Genomic DNA, 24,272 nt, shown 5'->3' on the forward strand with positions numbered 1-24,272 from the left:
CATTGACACATTTATCTTGGTTAATTAACACACGTGCTACACCTAACGAATCTCAAAAACAGTACACTTTAATAAAAAGAAAACGCGACCCGTTTAGGAAAACAAATGACTAAACATATCAATACTCCCCTGCCGTCTATCGGAATCAGTGAATCAGGAACGCCACTGATCATTATTCAGAAAAGCCAATTTGAAAGCTGGAAAAAAAATCAGAATGAAAATATTCAAAATTGGTTAACAACCAGTGGTTATGAAGGCGAAGGATTATCATTAATTCCCGGAGAAAATTTAGAGCTTTCTCAAGCCATCTTTACCACCGACACTTCCGATTATTTTTGCTGCGGCGAACTCTATAACGTATTACCTGAAGGCGAATTCAAACTTCAGGCATCTGAACACTCAGCTGAAGATGAAATAGAAACCAAGGTTGCATTTGGGTATTTAATCGGCGGTTACCAGTTCACGCAATTTAAGTCGAAACGCAAAGACTCTAAAAATATACACCTTAATATCAGCGACAACGCAGTTTACGAGCGAGTTAAAAAACTGACTCAATCGATATTTTTAACTCGCGATTTGATCAACACACCCGCTGATAGCATGATGCCGGAAAATCTAGCTGCCGTTGCCAATGGACTCGCTACCGTTTACGGCGGCGCGTGCCGTCAGGTTTGTGGCGAGGAGCTGTTGAAAGAGAATTACCCCACCATATACACCGTTGGACAGGCCAGTGTTCACGCCCCGCAATTGATCGATTTGTACTGGGGAGACATCAACAACCCGAAAATAATTATCATTGGCAAAGGCGTGTGTTTTGACAGTGGCGGCCTTGATCTAAAACCGTCCTCAGCCATGCGACTGATGAAAAAAGACATGGGTGGCGCAGCGCAAGTTCTCGGTTTAGCCAACATGATCATGGCATTCGAGTTGCCAATTCACCTACGAGTTATGATTCCGGCGGTTGAAAATGCGGTTTCCGGCAACGCTTTCAGACCGGGCGATGTGATCAAAACCCGCAAAGGCATGACCGTTGAGGTCGACAACACCGACGCAGAAGGCCGTCTTGTGCTGTGTGACGCGCTGGCAGAAGCAAACAACGACAAACCCGATCTCATCATTGATTTCGCCACCTTAACCGGTGCAGCTCGTGTAGCACTGGGAACAGAACTGCCTGCAATGTTCAGTACTTCATCTGAGGTTGCCGATGGAATTCGTCAAGCTGGTGAAGAAATTGATGACCCCGTTTGGCAGCTTCCGTTACATAAGGCGTATCGAAGCACGATAAAAAGCGACGTAGCCGATATTCTCAACTGCGCGCCGACGCCCTTTGGTGGAGCCATCACTGCGGCATTATTCCTACAAGAGTTTGTCGACGAAGACACCGATTGGGTGCATTTTGATGTAATGGCGTGGAACAATCGGAAACTTCCGGGACGACCTGTGGGTGGAGAAGCGATGGGAATTAGGGCCGTGTTAAACTACTTGGTTCGCAGATACGACACATAGTTATAATTTTTTTATCACAGCGTTGAACTTATTTATATCCGTAAATAAGTTCAACGGTATAAATAGATTCAATAACACAAATAGATTTAAGCCCATTTCTATTATTAAATTAAACCTCTCTAAACGTAATATTCTTATTCTATGAATACTACGCATAACAACTTCTGATCAATTACAAAATCTTACCCGTAATATTTCACTCGTTAAATATCGATAAATTCTTCTTAAATTACCCTCTATTTTATCTGAATCAGATCATCCAACGTGTTTATTTTTAAAGACTGCAAAAAAATTTTAAGACGAGTAGAATTTTATTTTTGTGAACAACATCTAACATCGACAACACTTCAAACAGAGATTCAGTCATTTCTGCACGTTGTTTTTAAATAAATAGTGTGAATCGAATAAACTAAACAATTAATAATTTGATGTGTTTCGGGTAGCTCAGCCAATATTTAACGTTATACCATCGCGTTATGATGTCACAGGTGACAATTGACCAACAAACCGCCAAGACAAAACCGCGATTAAATCTCTAATTGAATTTTTTTGCAGCTTATTTTAAGTGTTATAGAAATTAACTGAGATAACAGGCAATTTTTTTAACCATTAAATTGACTAAAAATTAATTTTTATTCCTTACCGGCACAATTGATTAGTGATTTTATTACAGGATCAAACATACAACAGACTTGCAAAATGAATATTACTTAGACAGTTTTAATCAACATACAAGGTAAATGTTAGAACAAAAAGGTGTTAAATCGATATTGAGAGTAAAATAATATAGAAGGGATTAAAATTAGAAAATAACGATTAACCAATCATTGAAAGGCTTATCAATTAGAGACAATAGTGACGTGACGCCTGGAAGATCAAGCGCTGAGAAAAATTAGAAGAGAAATCTGACGACAAGCTTAGGCAAGCCTATCAGTACATCTAGAATATTTGTACGTCATGTACTGATATAAATAGCCGCCATTTATATCACTGTAAAATCACAAAACCGAGTTACTTGAAGGCTGTAGGATTAGCCTAGCGTTACGGTTTGATTCAACGACATTACGCCGCTGAATCTAGGTGATAAGCAATTTTACGAGCTTGATCTTTAATTTCGAATTCATCTGCAAGGCCCGCACTGGCATCAAAATAACGTGCACCGCTCATGTGACGAAAACTGTCTTTTTTCTTTTCAAACCAGTCGCTCTCAAATATAACCTCGACTTCATTTAAAGGTTGGTAGTGACTGATTGGATGGTCATCTTCAATTTGGAACCAGTAGAGTTCGCACCCATCAACTGTGTATTCCATTCCACGATTGATTAGTCCTTCAATCAGATTTTTTAAAGCTGGGTCGCGTTTTTCGATCGCAGCATTCACAACCGTCGACTTATTTAAATCAAAAGCCAATTGACCATGATGAAATTTACGCAAGCGTACTGCAATATGTTTTAGCATCGAATTCTCTTCAAATGTTTACAATAACTTGTGCACTGCACAAAAAATAGTTCGCACACAAAAGTGAATATTTTACGTAGTTTCACAGTAGGCAGATGAAATGCTAAGAAAACATAACAGAAAACACACTGCCCTATTGCCAAACTATGCCGGCAAATAGACACCCGTAAAACCTAATAAAAGAGGATAGCGCCGTGTTGAAAGCCCGCCCAAGATTTATGATTAGAAATATGGCGATATAGTATTCAAGCGCACTGTGACTTATTATAACTAAACTAAATCAAGAATAAAGAGGCTCAACACGATTTAGTACTATCTTTACGATAAAATCTAAGTATTTTATAAAAATATATCGCTAAATGATTAAATTGCCAGCGTTTGCGACAAATAATTGTAATAAGTGATTAAATTTTTCAGCTATTTTAGAGGTTAGTTATGACTGATATGACCCATGTCAATAATCAAGGGGAAGCGCACATGGTGGATGTCAGTGCAAAATCCGACACCCAGCGCGTCGCAATTGCAAAAGCCATAGTGACAACAACACCAGAAGTTATAACACTGATCCAAGAAAATAATCATAAAAAAGGTGACGTATTAGCAGTGGCGAGAATTGCTGGCATTCAAGCAGCAAAGAAAACATCAGATTTAATCCCGTTATGTCATCCGATAATGCTTGCCTCAACACAAATAGAATTAAAAATACTTCAACAAAACTCACAAATTGAAGTAAAAGCTACGTGTAAACTAACCGGACAAACCGGTGTAGAAATGGAGGCGCTAACGGCAGCCAGCGTATCGGCATTAACCATTTACGATATGTGCAAAGCTGTTGATAAAGGAATTACTATTTCAGAAGTGAAATTGCTGGAAAAACACGGTGGAAAATCCGGAAGCTGGTATAATTCTCAAACAGATTCACAGAGCCAAGATTTATCATGATAAAAATCATTTTTTTTGCTCGTTTACGCGATGAATTAAATTGCCCAGAGTTAAACTTAGAAATAAAAGACATCAATAACAAGAAAACTATAACTGTTTATGAATTGTTAGATCATTTATTCAAGCTAAACCCACAATGGCAAGATATTTTTAATAAGCGCAAGTTTTTTACCGCGGTAAATCAAGAAATTGTTCAAAATAACCATAATCTGTCTGACGGCGACGAAATTGCTTTTTTCCCACCCGTAACCGGCGGATAACCAAAAAATTTTAAACGAGCCTTATTGTGGAAAAAACAACCAACACACAAAAACCTTCTCAAGAGGTTAATTCGAGTATTGATGTTTCGGTACAGGTGGACAATTTTGATCACGCAAGCCTCTATCAAAATTTAGCAGCGCTAAAACCCACACCTGGCGCTGTAGTCACGTTTACCGGTTTAGTTCGTGATCTTTCCAGTGTCGGCGATGTCTCGGGAATTTTTTTAGAGCATTACCCAGGCATGACCGAAAACAGTTTAATCGCCATTGGTAAGCAAGCGCAGCAACGCTGGCCAATCGATAAAATTATTATCGTGCACCGAGTTGGTAAAATTGCCAGTGACGAACAAATTGTCTTTGTAGGCACCGCAAGCAAACATCGAAAAGAAGCTTTTCTGGCGTGTGAATTTATTATGGATTATTTAAAAAATGACGCCCCTTTTTGGAAAAAAGAATTAACCGACGACGGCAGCTTTTGGGTAGAAGCAAAAGACAGTGATTCACAAGCCAAGCAACGCTGGGAAAATAAAAATTAAATAAAGCGGGCATTAAAGTAGTAGTTAATCGAAACCACATTCTTTTTCTACACAATATTCTTGTTCACACGGCACTCTTTTTAACATTTACACAACAACACCCTTTTTCACACAACGGTATTTTACGCATTAATATTCGTTGTGTTACTTATTTTAATTTTCCTAATTTTATAAACCCATTTAAATATCAAATAATAAGCGACGTTTAATAAGCAACTTTATAAAATCTTTTATCAACAATTATCAAAAATTTTATGCATTAATTGGAAACCAATTTAAAATGGTCAACATGTGACACGTTTTGAAACATTGACACATTTCGGTAACATTAAATTATCTTAATAAATACGGATTTTTAAACCGGCATTTAAGAATCTTAATTAATTCCATCAAAGCCATTCATAAAATTTTATTAAAACCCGCTTAATTACCCAGTATTTTTAGGTATATACGACAGTCGCATTGGCGGATTAACTTCCGTTATACTAGTTCTAATTTCGGAGACAAATTCTAAAATTTTCATCCTAAAGTATCATGTTGTTAACATAATCACTTTCCTATGATGGAAACGTCTCCGGACTTATTATTAATAACAAAAAATTAAAGGTGGATATTATGTGGACTAAACCTGCTTACCAAGATATGCGCATTGGCTTCGAAGTAACTATGTACTTCGCAAACCGCTAATTGCCTATTGTGACGTTGCAGTGGCATCTCCTGTAGTGTTGCCGCTGCTTCACAAATTTCTTTAGTAACGCTTACTCAAATTATCCATCGATTATACTAATAATCAAACTCTAATTCTTACGTGAACCATTAGCTATCGCTCACCAGGAGGCACGACTCCAGAAATTTCAAATTTGGTGGGTAATTTAAGATTCCAGTCTCTATCCTGCCTACCAATTTTCAATACTTCAGTGTATAAAAAGCAATTAAATTATTTTGGCGTTTACTTGAATTAGCATACAGCAATGCATAAATTGTTTTATTCTAATTTAGAAAGTATTTTCAACAATAAAAACTATAAACGGTCTGTAGTTCATGAAGATTCATGTTTTAGGCTCTGCCGCAGGCGGCGGGTTTCCACAATGGAATTGTAACTGTTCAAATTGCAAAGGTTTTCGAAACGGCACACTTAACGCGAAAGCTAGGACGCAATCTTCAATCGCCATCAGTGAAGATGGTATCGATTGGATACTGTTTAATACCTCTCCCGATATCCTAACGCAACTTGCCAACTTTAAAGCCATGCAACCAGCACGGTCGATCCGCGATACAGGCATTGGTGCCATCGTATTTATGGATTCGCAAATTGACCACACCACGGGTTTGTTAATGTTGCGCGAAGGTTGTCCACACGATTTGTGGTGCACCGATATGGTCTACCAAGACCTTACCACCGGCTTTCCAGTGTTCAACATGCTGAAACACTGGAACGGTGGTATTAACCGACACACCATTGAAATCGAAGACGGTAAAAACAGTTTCGAAATTCCTAAATTTCCTAAAATTAAGCTAACCGCAATTCCTTTATTAAGCAGTGCACCGCCCTATTCACCTCATCGTGGCAATCCGCACCCAGGCGATAATATCGGCATGTTAGTTGAGAATTTAGAAAACGGGAAAACCCTGTTTTACGCTCCGGGTTTGGGCAAAATTGAAGATCATTTAAAACCCATTATGGCCAATGCCGACTTATTATTGGTGGACGGCACCTTGTGGCAAGAAGACGAAATGATTGTTGCAGGCGTCGGTGACAAACTCGGCGTTACCATGGGCCATCTGCCACAATCTGGCGAACACGGCATGCTCGCTTATTTGGATACCCTAGAAAAACCCCGAAAAGTGTTAATTCACATCAACAACACCAATCCAATTCTCGACGAAGATTCGCCTCAAAGAAAAATCCTGACTGATCACGGCGTTGAAGTCGCCTACGACGGTATGGATATAGAACTATAAATACAGGGAATTTTATTGTGACTGAGCAAACTCCACTAACGCGAGAAGAATTCGAAAAAGCACTGAAAGCGAAAGGTCAGTTTTACCACACGCAACACCCGTATCACGTTGCCATGTACGACGGATCTTGCACCCCGGAACAAATTCGAGGATGGGTTGCCAATCGCTTTTATTACCAAGTCAGAATACCCATTAAAGACGCGAATATATTAGCCAATTGCACCGACCGAGACGTCAGACGCGAATGGATACAACGTATTTTGGATCACGATGGCCACGGTGGCGCCATCGGCGGTATTGAAGCTTGGTTGCGCTTGGGCGAAGCCGTAGGTCTTACCCGAGAAGAAGTGTTGTCCCACGAACACGTGTTACCCGGCGTTCGTTTTGCCGTCGATGCCTATGTTAATTTTGCTCGTCGCGCCAATTGGCAAGAAGCAGCGGCGTCTTCACTGACCGAACTGTTCGCGCCAACCATTCACCAGAACCGACTCGATACTTGGCCGCAACATTACCCTTGGGTAAAACCTGAAGGGTATCAGTATTTTCGCCAACGCTTGAGCGAAGCCAGACGAGACGTGGAACACGGTTTACGAATCACCTTAGACACCTTCAAGACCCGAGAGCAGCAAGACAGAATATTAGAAATCCTGCAGTTTAAACTCGATGTTCTGTGGACGATGCTCGATGCGATGACTATGGCGTACGAATTAAAAAGACCGCCCTATCACACCGTAACCGACAATCGCGTGTATCACCGAGGAATTGAATTGTGATTGATAAAGTACCTGCTCTAGAAAGCATGTTCCGCTTCCAGTGGGAAGAAGCACAGCAAGCCTATGTGCTTCTCTACCCAGAAGGTATGGTTAAACTAAATGGTCCTGCCGGTGAAATTTTATCGTTGGTAGACGGCCAAAAAAGCACAAAACAAATTATCGAAGCCTTGAACGGTAAATACCCCGATGCCGGCGGTGTCGACAACGATGTGCTTGCGTTTATGGAAGACGCCATTAACCAACATTGGATTCAATGGGTGACTCCATGAGCGGTGCGTGCCAGGGAAAACCCAACAATCCTCCCACACACGGTCAGCCATTTTGGTTGTTGGCAGAGGTAACTTACCGCTGTCCGCTGCAATGTCCTTACTGTTCAAACCCGAAAGACTTTGCAAGTTACAATAATCAGGAACTGACCACACAACAGTGGATTGATGTCTTTGAACAAGGCCGTAAATTAGGCGCCGTTCAATTAGGTTTCTCTGGTGGCGAACCGATTGTGCGCCAAGATTTAAACGAGCTTATCGGCGCTGGCAGAGAATTGGGTTATTACACCAATTTAATTACCTCTGGTGTTGGCTTAACCGAAGAAAAGATTAAGTCGTTTAAAAAATCGGGGCTCGATCATATTCAGGTCAGTTTCCAAGCCAGCGACGAAAGCGTCAACAGTCTTATTTCTGGCTCGAAAAAAGCCTTCCAACAAAAGCTCGCCATGGCAAAAGAAGTTAAAGCCAATGGCTATCCAATGGTGCTTAACTTCGTTACTCATCGCCACAACATCGATCGCATCGATAAAATCATTGAATTGTGTGTGGAGTTAAAAGCAGATTACGTTGAACTCGCCACCTGCCAATACTATGGATGGGCGGTAGACAACCTGCACCAATTATTGCCAACGCAAGAACAACTGGCGCGAGCAGAAAGAATCACCAACGAATATCGGGAAAAACTGGCGACTGAAGGCAACCCCATCAAGCTTATTTTTGTCACACCCGATTACTATGAAGAGCGCCCTAAAGCGTGCATGAACGGTTGGGGACAAATATTTTTAACCGTTACTCCAGACGGCACTGCACTGCCCTGCCACAGTGCAAGAATGCTTCCCATCGAATTTCCAAACGTGACTGAGCATTCGTTGGAATCCATTTGGAATCAATCGCAAAGCTTCAACCATTTTCGCGGCTACTCGTGGATGAAAGAACCCTGCGCATCGTGCGATGAAAAAGAAAAAGATTTTGGCGGCTGTCGTTGCCAAGCTTTTATGCTCACAGGAGACGCTAACAACACCGACCCTGTTTGCTCAAAATCAGAACATCACGATAAAATTTTAAGCGCTCGTGAACAGGCAAAGACAGATCCACAAACGCCATTTCTTTACAGAAATGAAAAAAATTCACGGCAATACGCCGATAATATTATCGCTACCAGTAACGAATCATCTAACTAATACGTCTAGTTAAAAAAGAGTAGACTGTGCGCAGCCTGCTCTTTTTATACTCTAATTACCAATACGTTATTTTCTTAACTGCCTACCCTTTTCCACTTTTTTTCCTCATTTACCGGATCCAACTTCAAAACTGACTTGGTATTATTGCTATTAGAAAATTCTAATTTCGATTAGCGATGTAACGGTACCAGTGTGTATACAATTTTTTGAAATCCAAATGGTTATTGTTATTTCAAAAGAATTGATTTATTACCACACACCAACGCTTAAAATTAAATTAGTATTTAAAGTGCACTTGTGCTTACAACCATAAAAGCAATTAAAAACCATTCTCAAAAAACAAACTATTTTTGATTTAAAAATTATGAGATGAAAGTATACTTAAGGAGCCTCTGATTAACCTCAAAATTACTCAGCGTGATCTCAAGCGTGCAGTTGCAAGGCGCCGTTTGTAATTAATGGCCTTAGTCCTTAATAAGAACGGCAACGCCGCAAATGTGCGCTTGAGATTTCGCCCTGCGGGGCCTGCCAGTTTTTTCCTGCTCTGCGTTGTGCTTTATCGATTTAACCCGTTAGACCTTCAAAAGCACGCCTTAATCAGAAAAAAACCGATTGGCCTGAGTGATCTTGAGGTTAATCAGAGGCTCCTGATTCACTACTCATTTAACATCGAAAAGTAACGGAAAAATACAAGGCAAAATAACCTGTTAGCGTTGCTGCCAGAGTGTTAATACGCATTAAACAGTTCTAATAAAAATCACATCAATAAAAAGCTTACACAAGGAGAGGTTATGATTGAAAAGTATTTAAAATTAGGTGTTCGCTTCCGATGGAATAAACCCAGAAACGTCGACGGCCCACGAGATGGAAGCATTGTTGATGGTGTCCGCAATACCTCGCCGCTCACTTATATTGGCTTGGGAGAAGTCGTCGACCCTGTTCTTATGTCAACCCACGTGAACACCCTTGGACTGCGTATGAACGTACCGGTGCAACACAAGTGGTTAGACTACACTCCAGGTAAAACTGCCAGAGTACCGATTGGTCCGTACGACGTATTCACCGGATTTATGAGCGGTTGTATCATCGCTCGCTGGTACGATCGCGGTGTTAATTACGTAGGTCATGTGGGTACGGTTGAATCAGATCCCGCCGCCAACCGATTGGTTAAACGTACTTTTGCGTTTGCTATGCCCAGAGGCACAACGGGCTTTAATCCTGCATTGGCTTGGACTTACAATGAATTAAGCCAGATCAGCCAACAATTTCAAACACCGAAAATTCCTAATATTTGTGGACTAGTAACCACGCAAGGGGATTTTTACTCAGTGGTCATGTTCAGTGACGGTGCAAATGAATGGTATTGTGGTGGAGCAAAACGAGTACCACCAATTACTCACGACACCTTAAAATTGCAGATGTTGCGTGTTGATTAATTATTTCAGAAACTCCTGATCAACACTGTTTACTCAAAAGCACTGACTGCGTTATTGATGGTTTTATCGTTCTGATTTTTCCATTATTTCGTTATCAGTGCTTTTATTTTGTTTTTGTTGTACTACCACAGCCATCAATATAATAATTAAGCCAATAATTGTTTCTTGCTGAATAGCTTCTCCGAGAACTTGGTATATTAACAACAGAGAAATAAACGGCGATAAATAAATCAAATTACTGGTTCGGGCGGTATTTTTTGTGAGTTGTAATGCTTTTAACCAAAGCACAAACGTTAACGCCATTTCCATCAAGCCAATATAACCTGCCACCAATAATCCTCGCCAATCTGGCAACTCAACTGTCTCTAACAATACACAGGCAATAATTACGACGGGCAAGCCACACATAAAATTCAGCGTCATTGTTGCTAGCGGGTGACTTTGGGTTTGACGACTTATTATCCAATAAGACGCCCAAACAATGGTACTGGCAACCGCCAACATTACCCCATTTGGGCTTTCAAAATGTAGCGCCGTTAAATCACCGCCAGTGGCAATAAAGATAACGCCGAAATAACCGACTGCACATGCCAGCCAATCCTTAACAGAAACTTTCTCTCTCAGAAAAATCGCCGACATAATCACTAACATTAACGCCCAACTGTAATTAATGCTCTGGGCCTGTTGCGCAGGTAATTTATCGTAGGCCAAAAACAGGACCGGGTAGTAAATTCCCGGATTAAGCGCCCCCATTAACCAATAACGCCACGGCGATTGCCGGTAAATTGACAATAACGGCAATTTTTGAAACCAAGCAACACTCGCTAAAAATCCACATGCAAACACCAGCGACCACAACACCAAACTCAAGGGTGTTAGGTATTGCAACCCCAACTTGAATGCCGTTGCAACCGTCGACCAACACGCAACTGCAATCAACGCGTAAATAGTGGATTTTTCCAAAGTTGTTCTCTCAGTACAGTTTTCTTTCGGCACAGTTTCCACTCGGTTAACGGCCTTGTAAATTATCGGCTCCCTATTAAAGGAAGCAACGATCCGCTATGATTTGAATGAAAGTACAAAGTTTATCACTATTCACGCCATCAACAATCCAGTAACCTGATCTAAATTCAATCAACTTTGCGCACATGTTGATTAGCCGTGATAAAGCAAACAAGGGCTAGCAATAACGAACGATGACTGAAACGATTTAATTCGCTAGTGATAATAATCTAACACCTCATGGAACATGAGGAATATGAACAATGACGGCATTGTAGCCATCACTTAAATAATATAGGAATCATTAATGAGCTTTGTTGTAATCTCTCACGTTAAATACCCAGCAGAATTAGCTGAAAAAATTCAGCAAGCAGGACAAGATTTGGTTCCTGTCATTCGTGCCCAACCTGGAATTATTTCTTTCAATTTTCACAAAGGCAACGACGAAAACTGCACCATGATGTATTGGGAATGCGAATCCGACCAAGCTTACGCCGCTTGCTTTCAAGCGCCAGAATGGTTGAGCATTATGGAAGAGAACAAAGCGTTGTTTGCGTCTGAAGGCGTAGAATTTGCTCAAAGCACTTACACAAAATTAGCGTAGCACCTTTAAATACGTGGTTTATCATTCATAGTTGAGAGGCCCAAAATGGAAAAAGTCAGTGGTATTGGCGGAATGTTTTTTCGCGCAAAAGATCCAGCGGCTCTAGCCAGTTGGTATGAGAAACATCTTGGCGTTAATCAAGTACCAACCAGTTACGATGTTGAGCCTTGGCAACAAGAACAGGGTCACACCGTTTTTGCTCCATTCGATCAATCCACAGAGTATTTTGGGCGGCAAGAACAACAATGGATGATAAACTTTCGAGTCAACGACCTATCGGCCATGATTGCCCAACTCGAAAGTGCCGGAATTAAAGTGACTGTTGATCCTGAAGATTATCCCAACGGTAAATTCGCACGAATACACGATCCCGAGGGTAATCCAATCGAACTTTGGCAACCCAAAGAGATTCCTTCCTAAATAAACCGATTCTGCGGCATTCTTTGAAAAACGTGGGCTTTGATAAGCATGTGCTTTGATAGACTGGCGTGAGTATTAATTAGCTTGATATTTGACCGGTATAAGAAACCGTATTTTCGAGCACACCCACTTCAGCGACTCTGCGAACCGCCGATATATTGATTTAAAGATGCACTTTTATAAATGAACTTTTATAAATGTACCCTTATTTAAAGGTGCTCTTATTTAAAAGTGCCTTTATTTTAAGGTATATGGATTAAGCTAAATCAAAAAATATCGGCAGGTTAACGACTGTGATAAGTCATTGGATCAACAATAAATACGCCTTAGCCATTAAACACCACTACACAACGCCATTAGAAATTGTGTTCAAGCAGTTTCGTTTAGGCGGTGCTATTTTTTTATTGGGTTTCGTTTTGATTTACACCAGTAAACAAATGCCAGAATCTGCGATTCAAGAACTCATGCTGCTGGTAGGACTTAGCGCGGTGATTATTGGATTTATCATTGCAATTATGGCGCATATTAGAATGACAATTATCAGATTAGTCAATGTATTTAAAAACTCATCTGATATCAGCCACGATAAGTAAATACCCATTCAAACAAATAATCACCACTTTAAATACCCTAATATTAGCTCGGCATTTTTTTATTGGCGTAAATATCAAATCGGCTCGACTTGCCAACAATTTGTGTTGATGGAGAAACGCCTCCTAAATATTCGGCAATTTTAGGACGCTTCACTGTCACTCGATATTTGGCTTTTTCACGACAAACTTTTATCAATGAATCAGCGTCTTCATCTTTCCCAATAATATCGTGAAAAAACTGCATCTCTTTTTTCACCGACGCCGATTTTTTTCTTTCGGGAAACATCGGATCTACATAAATAACATCAGGCAAATGTTCTTCGTCGATTTGCTCAATAAATTCTCGACTATTAGCAAAGACTAAATTCATCCTCTCGACCACTTCAATAAGATCGTGATCTCCTGAATGCATAGCGCGTTCTAAACCGTCTTTAACAAGCGAATAGGCAATAGGATTGCGTTCAACTAATGTCACTCGGCAACCCAGGCTTGCCAATACAAAACTATCGCCACCAAGACCCGCTGTGGCATCCAAAACATAAGGAAAGAACTGATTGCTCTTAAGACCAACCGCTTTCGCGATCATTTGACTTTTACCACCACCATAAAGACGACGATGATTGGCACTACCGGAAACAAAATCCACAACCACTGGATTAATTTTTTTCCTAGATAAGTCGCAAAGAGATAAACCTTTTTCGGAGTACGCGAGTAGATAGGTATTTTCTTGAAAGGATTTTTTAATTTCTTCCTGAGAAATTAAATCGCAATTTAAAAAATTAGCGAGAGATTCACTTTTAGATTGATATTCTCTTTCAAGCAACACTTTATATGCGATTGGGTAACTTACGCTCAACTTTTTCCCTTGAATTCTTTTTTTAAATAAAAAACCGTGGCTAGTGTCACACTTTTGTAATAATAGTTAGAAAGAATTTACACATCCTTTTCATTTACACCTTGTAATCTCACCATGCTTAAAAAATTTCTTAATGGCTTCGTTGCCACGGTATGCATTTGTGCGTTCACCACAACCGTTTATGGCCAAGATTCCGACATTAATTCCGGCCATCTATTTTCTATGCACGGTTCAAACACCGTTGGCGCCCGCCTCGGTCCTGCATTAGTAGAAAAGTTTTTACGCTCCAAAGGCTTGGCAGACGTTCAAACCAAAACCACCAACACTGAAAACGAATACACAGTTTCAGGCGTTAATTCTACCACTGGCCAATGGTCTCACGTTAGCATCGCCGCCCACGGTTCCAGCACCGGCTTTCGGGCGCTGCAATCCGGTGATGCCGATATCGCCATGGCTTCGCGCAGCATCAAAGGCAGCGAAGTTGAAAACCTGGTCTCTCTCGGCGACATGTTAAGCTTTAGCGCGGAACATGTCATTGCGATTGACGGCTTAGCGGTTATTGTTCATCCAAGTAATCCGGTTAATGAATTAACAAAGAAACAAATCGCTCAAATTTTTTCCGGTGAAATAAAAAACTGGAGTGAAGTTGGCGGGAATCGTCAGGCAATTAGCGTGCACGCACGCGATGATAAATCAGGCACCTGGGACACATTTAAATCTTTAGTCCTGGGGAAAGAATATTCACTGGTTGAAACAGCTCAACGCTTCGAATCCAACGATCAATTATCGAACATTGTTACGCGTAATTCGGGCGCCATTGGTTTTGTCGGTTTAGCCTCCGTTGCCTCAGCAAAAGCGATTGCGGTATCAGAGCCTGGTACTACGCCACTGCGACCCGAACAAATTGCGGTTTCTACCGAAGACTATCCGTTATCACGACGATTATTTTTGTATACCTCGGCCAAACAAAAGCCTGCGGTTGTCGATGAATTCTTGCATTTCGTTCAAGATCAGTCGGGCCAAAACGTTGTCGACACTATCGGCTTTGTATCTCAAACACCGGTTGCCTTGTCGGTTTCTGAAAGAATCGGTCCACACGAATATCAAGAACTGACTGAAAACGCACAACGTCTTTCAATTAACGTTCGATTCAGTGCGGGCAGCGCCATCTTAGACAATAAAGCCAGACACGATATTCAACGCTTGGTGAATATGATGTCTTTGCCTGAATACAGCAATCGACAAATTCTGTTGGTAGGATTCGGTGATGCAAAACAAACGGAATCGCGCTCGAAAGTTCTTTCTAAACTGCGAGCCGTAGCGGTGAAATCTCGCTTACATGAAAACGGTGTTCAAGTGGCGCCTGTTGCAGGATTTGGCGCATTTAAACCCGTCGCATCCAATAACGGTAATGGCAAACTTAAAAACCAACGCGTAGAAGTTTGGTTAATGTAACGATTTAACTTTTTGGAATATTCGCAAGGACGCGCTTTTTAAAACAACCACTTCCCTTCTTTATTTTTCCTCGTATCTTCTCCAGCCTTATCGCCAGTAAAACCGCACTTATTTTCCTCGTTCAACATTATTGTTCTGCAAAAAAAGCAAACGTAACCACCAGTAGTTTTAATTGATTTTAAACAGGAAAAGAAATCGAAACGTATTTCCGATTTCTTGGGTATTTGATTCAACAAAAAGACGCTGCCGATAACGGCATTGAAAGGAAAAACTCAATGAAAATTCAGACCAATATAGCCTGAATTTGGAGGTTTTATAGAATGGTACTTCTACAACTCTTTGGAATCGGGATTCGACGTGCCACCGTTGGCAACTTGCTGAACATCGTCGGCCATTGGAATTGAGGCAAAGTTATCGCAAGAATCGATTTGAATCTCGCCGAGTTTGTCGGGATTAACTTGCAAAAAGTAGCGGCTTCCTTTGGTAAGAATGCGATGACATGCGCTAAAAGGAATATTTACTGATAAGGTATTTTCAATCGCCTCAGAATTACCTTTGACGACTTCAAGCACAGAAAAGCGATAGGAAATGGAATCGGCAACCATATAGCCATCGGCAGAAAGCGCAGGATTCACTTGGTTGAGTGCGCGATCGACCTGAACATCCAGCACCAGCTGAAAATCATCGACATTGGACTGCTCAGAAATCACCGAGGCATTGTGCTCAACCGCTGGCGTTTCGGCTGCGGGAGCTTCAGCTACAGGCGTGTCAGTGGCTTGTTCCTTTACTGCCTCTGTTTCTTCTTGTGCCCAAGTTGGCGCAGATTGCAATGAAAAAACCAAAGCGCCGCACGCGAAAGCCTTGAAGGTACGAACGGATAAGGGGTTCGAGACACCAGCAAGGGCCGAAAACAAGGAAGTATGAATCATAAAGTCGCCAACTCTGTTCTGTAGTTTGCACGTAAAACGGATCAAATAACAATCACCACAACCACAGACTCAGCTGTGCTGCCTAGCCATCAAGCCTAGACAATAAAGGGCTGCGGTAGCTTGCACAAGAGGTTGACGTCTATATTTTGAATCAGGATCAAAAATTAACAGGGTGTGGCTCGATCTCGATTCGCCGCCAAGGCTCTCAATTCTCAGGGCCTAACCCGCCCCTAAAACATCATAATTGGTTACATAACGAAGATTGTCACAAATTACTCAATGTTTAAGCACAACTTGAAAACCACTGCGTGGATAGGGGCTAAGATTCGCCTGGGATAGATCCAACAATTGTTGATGTAACTCGATAGGAATCAGCGACATAACTGGCTAAACTAGAGTTTGTTCACGAAAGCACGTTAGAAGCCACATCATGAATTCATACCGTTCGATCAAACGCATCAACTCATCTGGCCTGGCCGCGAAAATCTTTGTTTTAGTGGTTGCTGGCGTTTTACTCGCTGGCTGTAAGAACTACCAAGTCAGTTTCAATGAGCGAGAAATTTACGCGCCCCCTCAGGTTATCACCGAATTGAGTATCGATGATTCCGCATTAAAGCAATGCATTGAGCTGTTTATTGAAACCGAGGAAATCGCAAATTACGAGGATTTGGCAACATTGACGTGCAGCTACGCAGGGGTAGCAACGTTAGATGGACTCAATCGTTTTCGCAAGCTAACCCAAATCAACTTAAGCGATAATAAGCTGATAGACCTATCTGCCTTGCAGGGATTAACTGAACTGAAACAGCTGTCGGTAAAGAATAACCAAGTTGCCGATATTCAACCGTTGTTTAACTTACCGAAACTGAATTTTCTGGATATTTCAGGAAATGATTCTGTACGTTGTGAAGATTTGAACCAGCTCAAACGAGTGACTGGGATGGAAATTGTCTTTCCTTCCCAATGTCAAAAATAAAATGGGCAACCATTAAATCTTGTGCGGCGTACCACTGCTAAACATCAAACCAATTAAGTTCCGGTGATGGTGCATCACTTTCATCGGAACAGGCGCTTCGTTAACCGCACCGGATACTTTTCGGAAGACAACATTAACCACAGTGCCGACTGGCGGTTTAACGTCGACATCCAACAAGACCGATGCACCACCGTCAGAAATATCTTTAGCGTATCCAACCATAACACCAAACGTCGGGTGAGTGATTTCAACTCGAATTGATGTGGGGCGCCTCTCAAACCGGCGGCGTTCATCCATTTATGGGCTCCTTTCGAAACTTATTTACTCTTATCAAGGCCTTTAGGGTTATCCCAAAAGGACAGTTATTTTCTTTTGTGATCAACACAAATTATTTGCTTAACCACGCACCTTTAGACAATCAGCGCCTAAAACAGGGCGAATTTAAACTACTTTAGTGTAATTCAGCGCAAAATATTGTTGTTCACTAACAATCATAGCATGAAGATTGAAAGTGTTTGTCCTAACGCGCGAATCATAACGATAAATTTTATCTCTTTAAATTGTATAAAACGAAATTTTTAGAATAAGTTTTTAATAGAAACCAACAACACAAACCACAGCAATCCCACAATTGAGCATAATCTTCATTATTTACGAACAATTGATTTCAAAAGCTAACGACTAATCATCGGCACAGAACCATCAACACACAAGCTTCAACAGACGTGTTTGAAAAGTCTGTTGATTGGCACCGAATGTTAGGATTTTGCACCGAGGGTATTTAGAGGCAGGTCACAGAAAACGGTAATGTACTGAAAGCATCAAAAAAACAGAGATAAGTACCGAGAAAAACGACCCGATATTGAAAACAGCGAGACGCTTTTAAAAAACTAATTCAGCGTGAGCCAACCAAAACCTTCGTCTTGGCAGGCATAAATGACGGTGGCAATTTTCTCTTCCCACTGCTGAAAATAATTTTGCACAATGTTCAAACTGTTATTTTGTTGACTGATATGAGCAATCACCAAATGCTGCATGGAATCAGAGTGAATTTGCTCCAAAAATTGATGCGCCTGATAATTACTTAAATGTCCCCACGGACCGGCTACTCGCTCTTTTAAGCTCGGCGGATAAGGACCTTGAGAAAGCATCACCGGATCGTGATTGGCTTCAAGAATTAAGCCGTCACAATTGCAAAAGTGTTTTTCAACATGCGTAGAAATGCTGCCTAAATCGGTAAGCACCCCCAAACGCTTTTGTTGAAACTCAACCACAAATTGCGCAGGCTCTCGGGCATCGTGCGGAACGGCCACAGGATGAAGATCAAAATTGCCAATCGAAAAGCTTCGATAACCTTCAATAAATCGAAGATCTTCAATTTTACCCAGCTTATCGGTAAGCACCGTGCCCGGCGTGGCGTAGACAGGAATTTTAAATTTGCGCGCAAACGGGCCAACCCCTTTAATGTGATCACCGTGTTCATGAGTCACGATAATCGCATCTAAGGAGTTTGCTTCGATATTGAGGCGTGAGAGACGGCTGACGGTTTCTTTGATGGTAAAACCACAATCAATCAAGATGGTTGTACCGTCTGCTTGTACAACCAAACCATTGCCTTTACTGCCGCTGCCTAGGCTTGCGTATTTCAATCGAAAAACTTAAATCAAATTGTTACGAACAAGACTTAACAACTGTTTCGCGTCTTTCGGATCAATTTTTTCCGCGTAGGCGTTACGTACTCGAACTTCAACGTTGCGATCATCGCCGCTGACTAACACGAGATAACCCGGCACGTCGTCTAATTTTTCGGTTGAAGGCACTACCGATGGCAACAATGTATTTAAATCATCGGATGCTGGTAAATGGGTAACTACCTGATCGATGGTGTATGGCGTTTGCGGTTGATCACTGCTGGATTTACCCGAGATAGCGTTGCTCACAGAGCGGATACCACGGCCAAGCCAGGTGGACTTTTTCTTTTTCGGAGTTTCGTAGTGAGCGTAGTAAATGCCTAAATCGCTCTTTCGATCCCACAGATAAAAACCGTCTTTGCCAAGCGCATGCGCAATACTTGCCCAGGCACGCAAGTAATCAATTTTCATCTTAAGCACTGGCTCGCCGCTGTCGGATTCTTCGAGCACAACTTTGTAATCGCCACCAATGGTTTGCGCCAATAAAGACGACGACGAACGCTGTAAGTTGCTGGCTAATGTCGACGATAACTCGTCAACCATCCACGCTTCGCGAGAATCTACCGAGCTGACTTTCGGCCAAATCGCTTTCGAGTCAGGCTGGCCGTTGGCGTCGGTTTGATGGTGGAGAATATGAATTTCAGCACTGTCTGGCTGAATACCGCTTTCGATGCGAATCTGGTAGCGGTCGTAGTGATCGCGGTCATCGGAAAACTGCAACCAACTGGTTTCAATAATGCCTTCGGTTGGGTCGGTGTAAGACACGCTGAGATCGCGATCGCCCAAGAACTCGCGCACTTGCGGCCAAATCTCTGACGGCGAGCTGGTGATAAACACCCACTGGCGGCCAGAGAGTTTTTGAATTTTTACGGTGTCTTCAAGAAGTGTACTCGACAGCGGAATCGGTCTTGGCGTATCGAAGGATTTACCGTAATCGTAGGTGGAATCTTCGATATCAGGAACGACGTAAATTTCTGCAAATCGCTCCTCGTTGCTATCATCGACATCGATCTGGGGAATCTCTTCCGCTTTTAAATATTCATCGCCACGGTTTTTAAAGTAGCCTTCATCGCCAAATAGAGCGCTACAACCGGTTAAAAACGAAAAGGAACCTGCAAAGAAAACGACGGATAAAGACTTATTCATGTGGGTTTAAATAAACTCGTTGAAGCACTCGTGAATCGTATCGAACTGTTTAAATTGGACAGCAATTATGAAAACAGTTCGATACATGAGTCAGAAAAAAGAGGGTTACAGCGCACCGGCGTTGGCAAGTAGCTCACGCAAAGGTTGTTGCAGGTTCTCAGACAAAGGGGTTAACGGCAGACGAATACCAAATTCGGTCTTGCCCATCGCAGCCATTGCCCATTTCACCGGAATTGGATTCGGCTCAACGAACAAACCTTCATGCAACGGCATAAGCTGGTTGTTTAACGCACGAGCTTCGTCGGCAGACTTCTGCAATGCAAGCGCACACAGCTTAGCCATTTGATCGGGTAAAACATTAGCAGTGACACTGATGTTGCCGTGACCACCCGCAAGAATCAGCTCGACGGCCGTAATGTCGTCACCCGAATAGGTTAAAAAGTCGGACGGACAATTGGCGATGATTTCTTTGGCCCGCTCAATATCACCAGTAGCTTCTTTAACACCGATAATGTTGTTAACCGTAGACAGACGAATAACAGTCTCGGCTGACATATCAACCCCGGTACGGCCCGGTACGTTGTAAAGAATTTGAGGAATATCGACGGATTTTGCGATGTGGCTGTAGTGCTGGAACAAACCTTCTTGTGTCGGCTTGTTGTAGTAAGGCGTTACTGACAAACAGGCATCGGCGCCAATGTCTTTCGCCGCGCGGCTCAGTTCAATGGCCTCAGCGGTTGAGTTAGCGCCAGTACCAGCAATCACGGGAATGCGGCCGTTGACTTGATCAACCACTTTAGCAATCACTTCGGAATGCTCAGAAACCGTAAGGGTGGCAGATTCACCCGTGGTGCCTACAGCAACAATAGAATTGGTGCCCTTCTCTATATGCCACTCAACCAATTCGTGCAGGCTCTTCCAATCAAGTTGGCCGTCTGCGGTCATGGGAGTCACTAGGGCAACTATGCTTCCTTCTATCATTACTGTCTCCAAAGCGGTCTAGAAAACGCGTAATGGTACTTATCAGCTGTCAAGGGTACAAGTTTTAACTCAAGAATTTTTACGTATGCCTTTGCTGTATTTTCCATACAGCGGCTCAGAATTTTCCGGCCGGGTTTTAAATCGTCGGTGCACCCACAAATACTGCTCGGGATACTTGCGCACCTGGGCTTCAATTAGGTCGTTCACCCGCTGAACATCGGCGTTTTCATCGTCGCTGGGAAAATTCTCTAACGGCGGCAGAATCTCCACCTGGCAGCGGCCCTGGTCGTCGCGGCGATGAAAGATCGGTACCACTGGCGCTTTGCCGAGCTTGGCGAGTCGTGGCGTTGCCGTAATCGTCGCCGCAGGAATGCCAAAAAAGGTAGCAAAGATTCCCTGTTTAATGCCGTAATCTTGATCCGGCGCGTACCAGAGGATTCGTCCTGATCGCATTACCTTAATAGCGCCACGCAAATCGTTGCGATCAATCATTTTACACTCGGGATTGTGCCTACCCCGCGCTTTGCGCTGTACGTGATCAAACACCGGATTTTTGTGCGCCCGGTACATCATGTCGATTTTAGTGAAGTAAGGGTTTACCACCGCGCTCATGGTCTCAATGGTGGTGTTGTGCATACTCAGCATCAAGGCACCGGAGTCCAAATTTTGCAAATGCTCAAGCCCGGTAACATCGCCAATGTTCTTCAATCGCCAGTGCGGCTGGAACCAACACATGCCCATTTCTAGGCCATTCATGGAGGTATGAAACAGGTTCTTACGCAGCAAACTCTCACGCTGCTCAGGTGACAGCTCTGGAAAGCACAACTCAATGTTGCGACTCGCAATCGCACAGCGGCGCTTGGCGAATTTTCTCATTAGAGTGGCCATGAGCTGGCCGATAAGACGAAGCACAGATAGCGGCAATTGCGAAAACAATTTCCAAAGACCAATGACGAACCAGGTTCGCCAGTACTTTGGGTGCCACAACGAGGTTTGTTTGGATTCCATAGACACAAAGCAGCGTGTTGATACGATTTAACGCGCGGTTAAATCAGGGTTACAACCAAGAAAAGAAGTAAACGAAAAGGCCCATCGGAATGATAAAAACATTCAAATGGGCCTTAAAACCGACATTACTCAGGTTTTGTAGTACTCAGGCTTCTAGTCCCTCTAATTAGGAGAGAAAATCTGCCTCAACCAAAGTAGAAACGTCCTGTTCGTAATCGACGGATTCAACACCAAAACCAAACAGTTTCAAGAACTCGGCGTTGTATCCTTTGTAATCGGTCAATTCAAACAAGTTGTCTTCAGTCACCTTCGGCCAAATATCTTCCACTTTGGCTTGGGTTTCAGGCGTTAACTCGCGGTCATCCATACGCAAACGATTGACATCGTCTAGGCGTGGCGTTTGAGTGTACAAACCTTCGGTGAACAAACGGTAAGCTTGTTCGATACAACCTTCGTGGGTGCCGTCTTCTTTCATCACCTTGTAAAGAGTAGAAATGTACAAAGGCATTACCGGAATTGCCGAACTCGCCTGAGTTACCAACGCTTTCAATACAGAAACGTAAGCCTTACCGTTTAAGCCAGAGAGTTGCTCAGTGATGCTGGTTGCGGCGCGATCCAAATCTTCCTTCGCACGACCAATGGTTGCTTTACCGTAGATTGGCCAAGTCAATTTTTCACCCAGGTAGGTGTAAGCTGTGGTGTGGCAACCTTCTGCAAGCACACCGGCTTCGGATAAAGCATTCATCCAAAGTTCCCAGTCTTCACCACCCATAACCTTAACGGTACCGGCGATTTCTTCTTCTGAGGCTGGATCAATGGTGATATCAGAAATTTTTAGGGTATCGGTATTTAGGTTTTTCGCCGTGTACGACTCGCCGATTGGCTTCAAAACCGAAGAGTGAACTTCGCCCGTTTCAGGATCGGTTCTGCGCGGTGCCGCAAGACTGTAGACCACCAAATCGATCTTGCCCATGTCGGCCTTGATCACATCAATGGCTTTTTGCTTGGCATCATTTGAAAACGCATCGATATTCATGCTCTTGGCGTACAAACCGGCTTCCTTCGCCTTAGCCTCAAAAGCCGCCGCGTTGTAAAAACCCGCAGAACCAGGCTTGCGCTCAGTAGGTGGTTTTTCGAAGAATAAGCCGAATGTTTTAGCGCCAGAACCAAAAGCCGCAGTGATGCGAGAAGCGAGGCCATAGCCTGTCGAAGAACCAAGCACAAGAACATTTTTAGGGCCGTTTTCAACCGCAGGCTGAGACTTAACGAAATCAATTTGCTCTTGAACGTTGGCGGCACAACCGGCCGGATGTGCATTGATACAAATGAAACCACGTACTTTTGGTTTGATGATCATAAACTAACCTTTGTTATTACCAGAAACAGCTTTCGACTTTCAGAAAACCAGTGTCTTTGTGTACTGCTCATTCTGAAATCTAACGCCTAAACCGGTCCATTATAAAGTGCGAAATCTACTACGCCACAGAAATGCGGTCATTCCCCGAAATTACAATAGCAAGGTGTTTAAAATCTTAAGGCCTCTGGGAGTAATTCTGGTGTTCATCGATGGTTCCTATATAATTCCGCCTCATTCAAAACCCTACAATTTATACAATATTTAAGTAACGCATGAGTTTTCTTCGATTTAAAACAAGCAATGACTGGGTAACAGCGGTATTAGAAGATTTCGATACCTTCCTTCAAGATCACGCCGCCGCCGAGAAAAAAGCCTCTGGCATGGCCGTTTCTATGCTGTCGCACTACCCTGATCGGGTGGAATTAGTTACCGCAATGACCGATCTTGCCATCGAAGAAATGAGCCACTTCAAAGAAGTGGTTAAACTTATTTATGAGCGCGGTTGCATTTTGGGCGATGACCAAAAAGACCCCTACATCAACGATTTCAGAAAATCCTTTCGCAAAGGTACCAACGAGTACTTTTTGGATCGTTTGCTGGTTGGCGGCATTATTGAAGCCCGTGGCTGTGAACGCTTTGCCCTGGTTGGCGAAGCCCTACCCGCTGGTAAACTCAAAGCTTTTTACGAAGCCATTGCCGCCAGCGAAGGCCGCCATCACGAGCTGTTTGTTGAGCTGGCGGAAAAATACTTTGAAAAATCCGTCGTAGACGCGCGCCTTGATCAACTGCTCGACATAGAAGCCGCCATCGTTGAACGACTCCCCATTCGCGCCGCCTTACACTAAGCCGATCTAAAAGCCTGTTACCGCCGAGGTTACAAGCTCGGCGTAACTCGCTACAATTGCGCGCTTTAGCCCCGCACATGCGGGGAACA

General features: G+C 42.8%; 26 protein-coding genes. 16 read left to right on the plus strand and 10 right to left on the minus strand.

From position 1 onward, the window contains the following. Positions 1 to 105: 105 nt before the first annotated feature. On the plus strand, positions 106 to 1,506 hold the full coding sequence (locus LU361_RS00520) for a leucyl aminopeptidase family protein (RefSeq protein ID WP_233086357.1): 1,401 nt from the start codon (positions 106 to 108) through the stop codon (positions 1,504 to 1,506). 1,062 nt (positions 1,507 to 2,568) lie between these two features. Here LU361_RS00520 and LU361_RS00525 read toward each other — a convergent pair. Next, a complete protein-coding gene (locus LU361_RS00525) occupies positions 2,569 to 2,964 on the minus strand; it encodes a hypothetical protein (RefSeq protein WP_233086358.1) in 396 nt (131 codons plus the stop codon). Positions 2,965 to 3,399: 435 nt separating this feature from the next. Here LU361_RS00525 and moaC point away from each other — a divergent pair, with 435 nt between their 5' ends. The 9 genes from moaC (at position 3,400) to LU361_RS00570 (ending at position 10,320) form a co-directional block, all read left to right on the plus strand. Continuing rightward, the gene (gene moaC / locus LU361_RS00530; RefSeq protein WP_233086359.1) at positions 3,400 to 3,906 is read left to right on the plus strand and encodes a cyclic pyranopterin monophosphate synthase MoaC; all 507 of its coding nucleotides are present in this window, start codon (positions 3,400 to 3,402) and stop codon (positions 3,904 to 3,906) included. Then, the gene (moaD, locus tag LU361_RS00535) at positions 3,903 to 4,166 is read left to right on the plus strand and encodes a molybdopterin converting factor subunit 1 (RefSeq protein ID WP_233086360.1); all 264 of its coding nucleotides are present in this window, start codon (positions 3,903 to 3,905) and stop codon (positions 4,164 to 4,166) included. The genes moaC and moaD overlap by 4 nt, the downstream gene beginning before the upstream one ends. Before the next feature lie 26 nt (positions 4,167 to 4,192). Beyond that, complete coding sequence (locus LU361_RS00540; protein WP_233086361.1) at positions 4,193 to 4,702, plus strand: molybdenum cofactor biosynthesis protein MoaE; 510 nt, start codon at positions 4,193 to 4,195, stop codon at positions 4,700 to 4,702. Between the two features lie 615 nt (positions 4,703 to 5,317). Then, positions 5,318 to 5,389, plus strand: a complete 72-nt coding sequence (pqqA, locus tag LU361_RS00545) for a pyrroloquinoline quinone precursor peptide PqqA (protein WP_075173578.1) — start codon at positions 5,318 to 5,320, stop codon at positions 5,387 to 5,389. A gap of 354 nt (positions 5,390 to 5,743) precedes the next feature. Next, positions 5,744 to 6,664 carry a pyrroloquinoline quinone biosynthesis protein PqqB gene (gene pqqB, locus LU361_RS00550; protein WP_233086362.1) on the plus strand — a complete coding sequence of 307 codons (921 nt, stop codon included), beginning with the start codon at positions 5,744 to 5,746 and terminating at the stop codon, positions 6,662 to 6,664. Positions 6,665 to 6,681: 17 nt separating this feature from the next. Beyond that, complete coding sequence (gene pqqC, locus LU361_RS00555) at positions 6,682 to 7,437, plus strand: pyrroloquinoline-quinone synthase PqqC (RefSeq protein ID WP_233086363.1); 756 nt, start codon at positions 6,682 to 6,684, stop codon at positions 7,435 to 7,437. Next, the gene (pqqD, locus tag LU361_RS00560) at positions 7,434 to 7,706 is read left to right on the plus strand and encodes a pyrroloquinoline quinone biosynthesis peptide chaperone PqqD (protein ID WP_233086364.1); all 273 of its coding nucleotides are present in this window, start codon (positions 7,434 to 7,436) and stop codon (positions 7,704 to 7,706) included. Before pqqC ends, pqqD begins: the two co-directional genes overlap by 4 nt. Next, positions 7,703 to 8,884, plus strand: a complete 1,182-nt coding sequence (gene pqqE, locus LU361_RS00565; protein ID WP_233086365.1) for a pyrroloquinoline quinone biosynthesis protein PqqE — start codon at positions 7,703 to 7,705, stop codon at positions 8,882 to 8,884. The genes pqqD and pqqE overlap by 4 nt, the downstream gene beginning before the upstream one ends. 791 nt (positions 8,885 to 9,675) lie before the next feature. Next, the gene (locus tag LU361_RS00570; RefSeq protein ID WP_233086366.1) at positions 9,676 to 10,320 is read left to right on the plus strand and encodes a hypothetical protein; all 645 of its coding nucleotides are present in this window, start codon (positions 9,676 to 9,678) and stop codon (positions 10,318 to 10,320) included. Between the two features lie 63 nt (positions 10,321 to 10,383). Here LU361_RS00570 and LU361_RS00575 read toward each other — a convergent pair whose 3' ends face one another. Next, positions 10,384 to 11,283, minus strand: a complete 900-nt coding sequence (locus LU361_RS00575; RefSeq protein ID WP_233086367.1) for a DMT family transporter — start codon at positions 11,281 to 11,283, stop codon at positions 10,384 to 10,386. Positions 11,284 to 11,629: 346 nt separating this feature from the next. On the opposite strand from LU361_RS00575, the gene LU361_RS00580 reads away from it, so the two are divergent. The 3 genes from LU361_RS00580 to LU361_RS00590 all read left to right on the plus strand — a co-directional run bounded on the left by LU361_RS00580 (position 11,630) and on the right by LU361_RS00590 (position 12,939). Then, positions 11,630 to 11,926, plus strand: a complete 297-nt coding sequence (locus tag LU361_RS00580) for a putative quinol monooxygenase (RefSeq protein ID WP_233086368.1) — start codon at positions 11,630 to 11,632, stop codon at positions 11,924 to 11,926. 45 nt (positions 11,927 to 11,971) lie between these two features. Then, positions 11,972 to 12,346, plus strand: a complete 375-nt coding sequence (locus LU361_RS00585; RefSeq protein WP_233086369.1) for a VOC family protein — start codon at positions 11,972 to 11,974, stop codon at positions 12,344 to 12,346. Positions 12,347 to 12,639: 293 nt separating this feature from the next. Further along, positions 12,640 to 12,939 (plus strand): hypothetical protein, encoded by a 300-nt coding sequence (locus tag LU361_RS00590; RefSeq protein WP_233086370.1) that lies wholly within the window; start codon positions 12,640 to 12,642, stop codon positions 12,937 to 12,939. Between the two features lie 43 nt (positions 12,940 to 12,982). Here the strand turns inward: LU361_RS00590 and LU361_RS00595 are convergent, their stop codons facing one another. Then, complete coding sequence (locus LU361_RS00595; RefSeq protein WP_233086371.1) at positions 12,983 to 13,795, minus strand: class I SAM-dependent methyltransferase; 813 nt, start codon at positions 13,793 to 13,795, stop codon at positions 12,983 to 12,985. Between the two features lie 114 nt (positions 13,796 to 13,909). On the opposite strand from LU361_RS00595, the gene LU361_RS00600 reads away from it, so the two are divergent. Beyond that, positions 13,910 to 15,250: a substrate-binding domain-containing protein gene (locus tag LU361_RS00600; RefSeq protein ID WP_233086372.1), complete on the plus strand. Its 1,341-nt coding sequence runs from the start codon at positions 13,910 to 13,912 to the stop codon at positions 15,248 to 15,250. 329 nt (positions 15,251 to 15,579) lie between these two features. Here LU361_RS00600 and LU361_RS00605 read toward each other — a convergent pair whose 3' ends face one another. Then, positions 15,580 to 16,179 carry a hypothetical protein gene (locus tag LU361_RS00605; protein WP_233086373.1) on the minus strand — a complete coding sequence of 200 codons (600 nt, stop codon included), beginning with the start codon at positions 16,177 to 16,179 and terminating at the stop codon, positions 15,580 to 15,582. A gap of 430 nt (positions 16,180 to 16,609) precedes the next feature. Between LU361_RS00605 and LU361_RS00610 the strand changes: the two genes are divergently transcribed. After that, positions 16,610 to 17,155: a leucine-rich repeat domain-containing protein gene (locus LU361_RS00610; RefSeq protein ID WP_233086374.1), complete on the plus strand. Its 546-nt coding sequence runs from the start codon at positions 16,610 to 16,612 to the stop codon at positions 17,153 to 17,155. A gap of 12 nt (positions 17,156 to 17,167) precedes the next feature. Here the strand turns inward: LU361_RS00610 and LU361_RS00615 are convergent, their stop codons facing one another. From LU361_RS00615 to fabV, 6 genes are all read right to left on the minus strand, one after another. Then, entirely contained in the window at positions 17,168 to 17,452 is a 285-nt protein-coding gene (locus LU361_RS00615) for a PilZ domain-containing protein (RefSeq protein WP_233086375.1), read from the minus strand. 593 nt (positions 17,453 to 18,045) lie between these two features. After that, complete coding sequence (locus LU361_RS00620; protein WP_233086376.1) at positions 18,046 to 18,804, minus strand: MBL fold metallo-hydrolase; 759 nt, start codon at positions 18,802 to 18,804, stop codon at positions 18,046 to 18,048. Between the two features lie 9 nt (positions 18,805 to 18,813). Next, complete coding sequence (locus LU361_RS00625) at positions 18,814 to 19,992, minus strand: NlpB/DapX family lipoprotein (RefSeq protein WP_233086377.1); 1,179 nt, start codon at positions 19,990 to 19,992, stop codon at positions 18,814 to 18,816. A 105-nt stretch (positions 19,993 to 20,097) separates the two neighbouring features. Further along, positions 20,098 to 20,973: a 4-hydroxy-tetrahydrodipicolinate synthase gene (dapA, locus tag LU361_RS00630; RefSeq protein ID WP_233086378.1), complete on the minus strand. Its 876-nt coding sequence runs from the start codon at positions 20,971 to 20,973 to the stop codon at positions 20,098 to 20,100. Between the two features lie 69 nt (positions 20,974 to 21,042). Further along, positions 21,043 to 21,981, minus strand: a complete 939-nt coding sequence (gene lpxL, locus LU361_RS00635) for an LpxL/LpxP family Kdo(2)-lipid IV(A) lauroyl/palmitoleoyl acyltransferase (RefSeq protein WP_233086379.1) — start codon at positions 21,979 to 21,981, stop codon at positions 21,043 to 21,045. A 166-nt stretch (positions 21,982 to 22,147) separates the two neighbouring features. Further along, positions 22,148 to 23,338: an enoyl-ACP reductase FabV gene (fabV, locus tag LU361_RS00640; protein WP_233086380.1), complete on the minus strand. Its 1,191-nt coding sequence runs from the start codon at positions 23,336 to 23,338 to the stop codon at positions 22,148 to 22,150. A 272-nt stretch (positions 23,339 to 23,610) separates the two neighbouring features. On the opposite strand from fabV, the gene LU361_RS00645 reads away from it, so the two are divergent. Further along, entirely contained in the window at positions 23,611 to 24,183 is a 573-nt protein-coding gene (locus tag LU361_RS00645) for a MiaE family protein (RefSeq protein WP_233086381.1), read from the plus strand. Positions 24,184 to 24,272: the final 89 nt, after the last annotated feature.

Origin of the sequence: Sessilibacter corallicola (assembly GCF_021290925.1) — a bacterium.
GTDB classification, from domain to species: domain Bacteria; phylum Pseudomonadota; class Gammaproteobacteria; order Pseudomonadales; family Cellvibrionaceae; genus Sessilibacter; species Sessilibacter corallicola.

Coding starts and splice junctions, on each gene's coding strand:
- LU361_RS00600 (WP_233086372.1), top strand. CDS start 13,910: ATGCTTAAAAAATTTCTTAATGGCTTCGTTGCCACGGTATGCATTTGT.
- dapA (WP_233086378.1), bottom strand. CDS start 20,973: ATGATAGAAGGAAGCATAGTTGCCCTAGTGACTCCCATGACCGCAGAC.
- fabV (WP_233086380.1), bottom strand. CDS start 23,338: ATGATCATCAAACCAAAAGTACGTGGTTTCATTTGTATCAATGCACAT.
- LU361_RS00625 (WP_233086377.1), bottom strand. CDS start 19,992: ATGAATAAGTCTTTATCCGTCGTTTTCTTTGCAGGTTCCTTTTCGTTT.
- LU361_RS00645 (WP_233086381.1), top strand. CDS start 23,611: ATGAGTTTTCTTCGATTTAAAACAAGCAATGACTGGGTAACAGCGGTA.
- LU361_RS00615 (WP_233086375.1), bottom strand. CDS start 17,452: ATGGATGAACGCCGCCGGTTTGAGAGGCGCCCCACATCAATTCGAGTT.
- LU361_RS00580 (WP_233086368.1), top strand. CDS start 11,630: ATGAGCTTTGTTGTAATCTCTCACGTTAAATACCCAGCAGAATTAGCT.
- lpxL (WP_233086379.1), bottom strand. CDS start 21,981: ATGGAATCCAAACAAACCTCGTTGTGGCACCCAAAGTACTGGCGAACC.
- LU361_RS00520 (WP_233086357.1), top strand. CDS start 106: ATGACTAAACATATCAATACTCCCCTGCCGTCTATCGGAATCAGTGAA.
- LU361_RS00525 (WP_233086358.1), bottom strand. CDS start 2,964: ATGCTAAAACATATTGCAGTACGCTTGCGTAAATTTCATCATGGTCAA.
- LU361_RS00610 (WP_233086374.1), top strand. CDS start 16,610: ATGAATTCATACCGTTCGATCAAACGCATCAACTCATCTGGCCTGGCC.
- LU361_RS00570 (WP_233086366.1), top strand. CDS start 9,676: ATGATTGAAAAGTATTTAAAATTAGGTGTTCGCTTCCGATGGAATAAA.
- moaC (WP_233086359.1), top strand. CDS start 3,400: ATGACTGATATGACCCATGTCAATAATCAAGGGGAAGCGCACATGGTG.
- LU361_RS00605 (WP_233086373.1), bottom strand. CDS start 16,179: ATGATTCATACTTCCTTGTTTTCGGCCCTTGCTGGTGTCTCGAACCCC.
- pqqE (WP_233086365.1), top strand. CDS start 7,703: ATGAGCGGTGCGTGCCAGGGAAAACCCAACAATCCTCCCACACACGGT.
- moaD (WP_233086360.1), top strand. CDS start 3,903: ATGATAAAAATCATTTTTTTTGCTCGTTTACGCGATGAATTAAATTGC.
- LU361_RS00585 (WP_233086369.1), top strand. CDS start 11,972: ATGGAAAAAGTCAGTGGTATTGGCGGAATGTTTTTTCGCGCAAAAGAT.
- pqqB (WP_233086362.1), top strand. CDS start 5,744: ATGAAGATTCATGTTTTAGGCTCTGCCGCAGGCGGCGGGTTTCCACAA.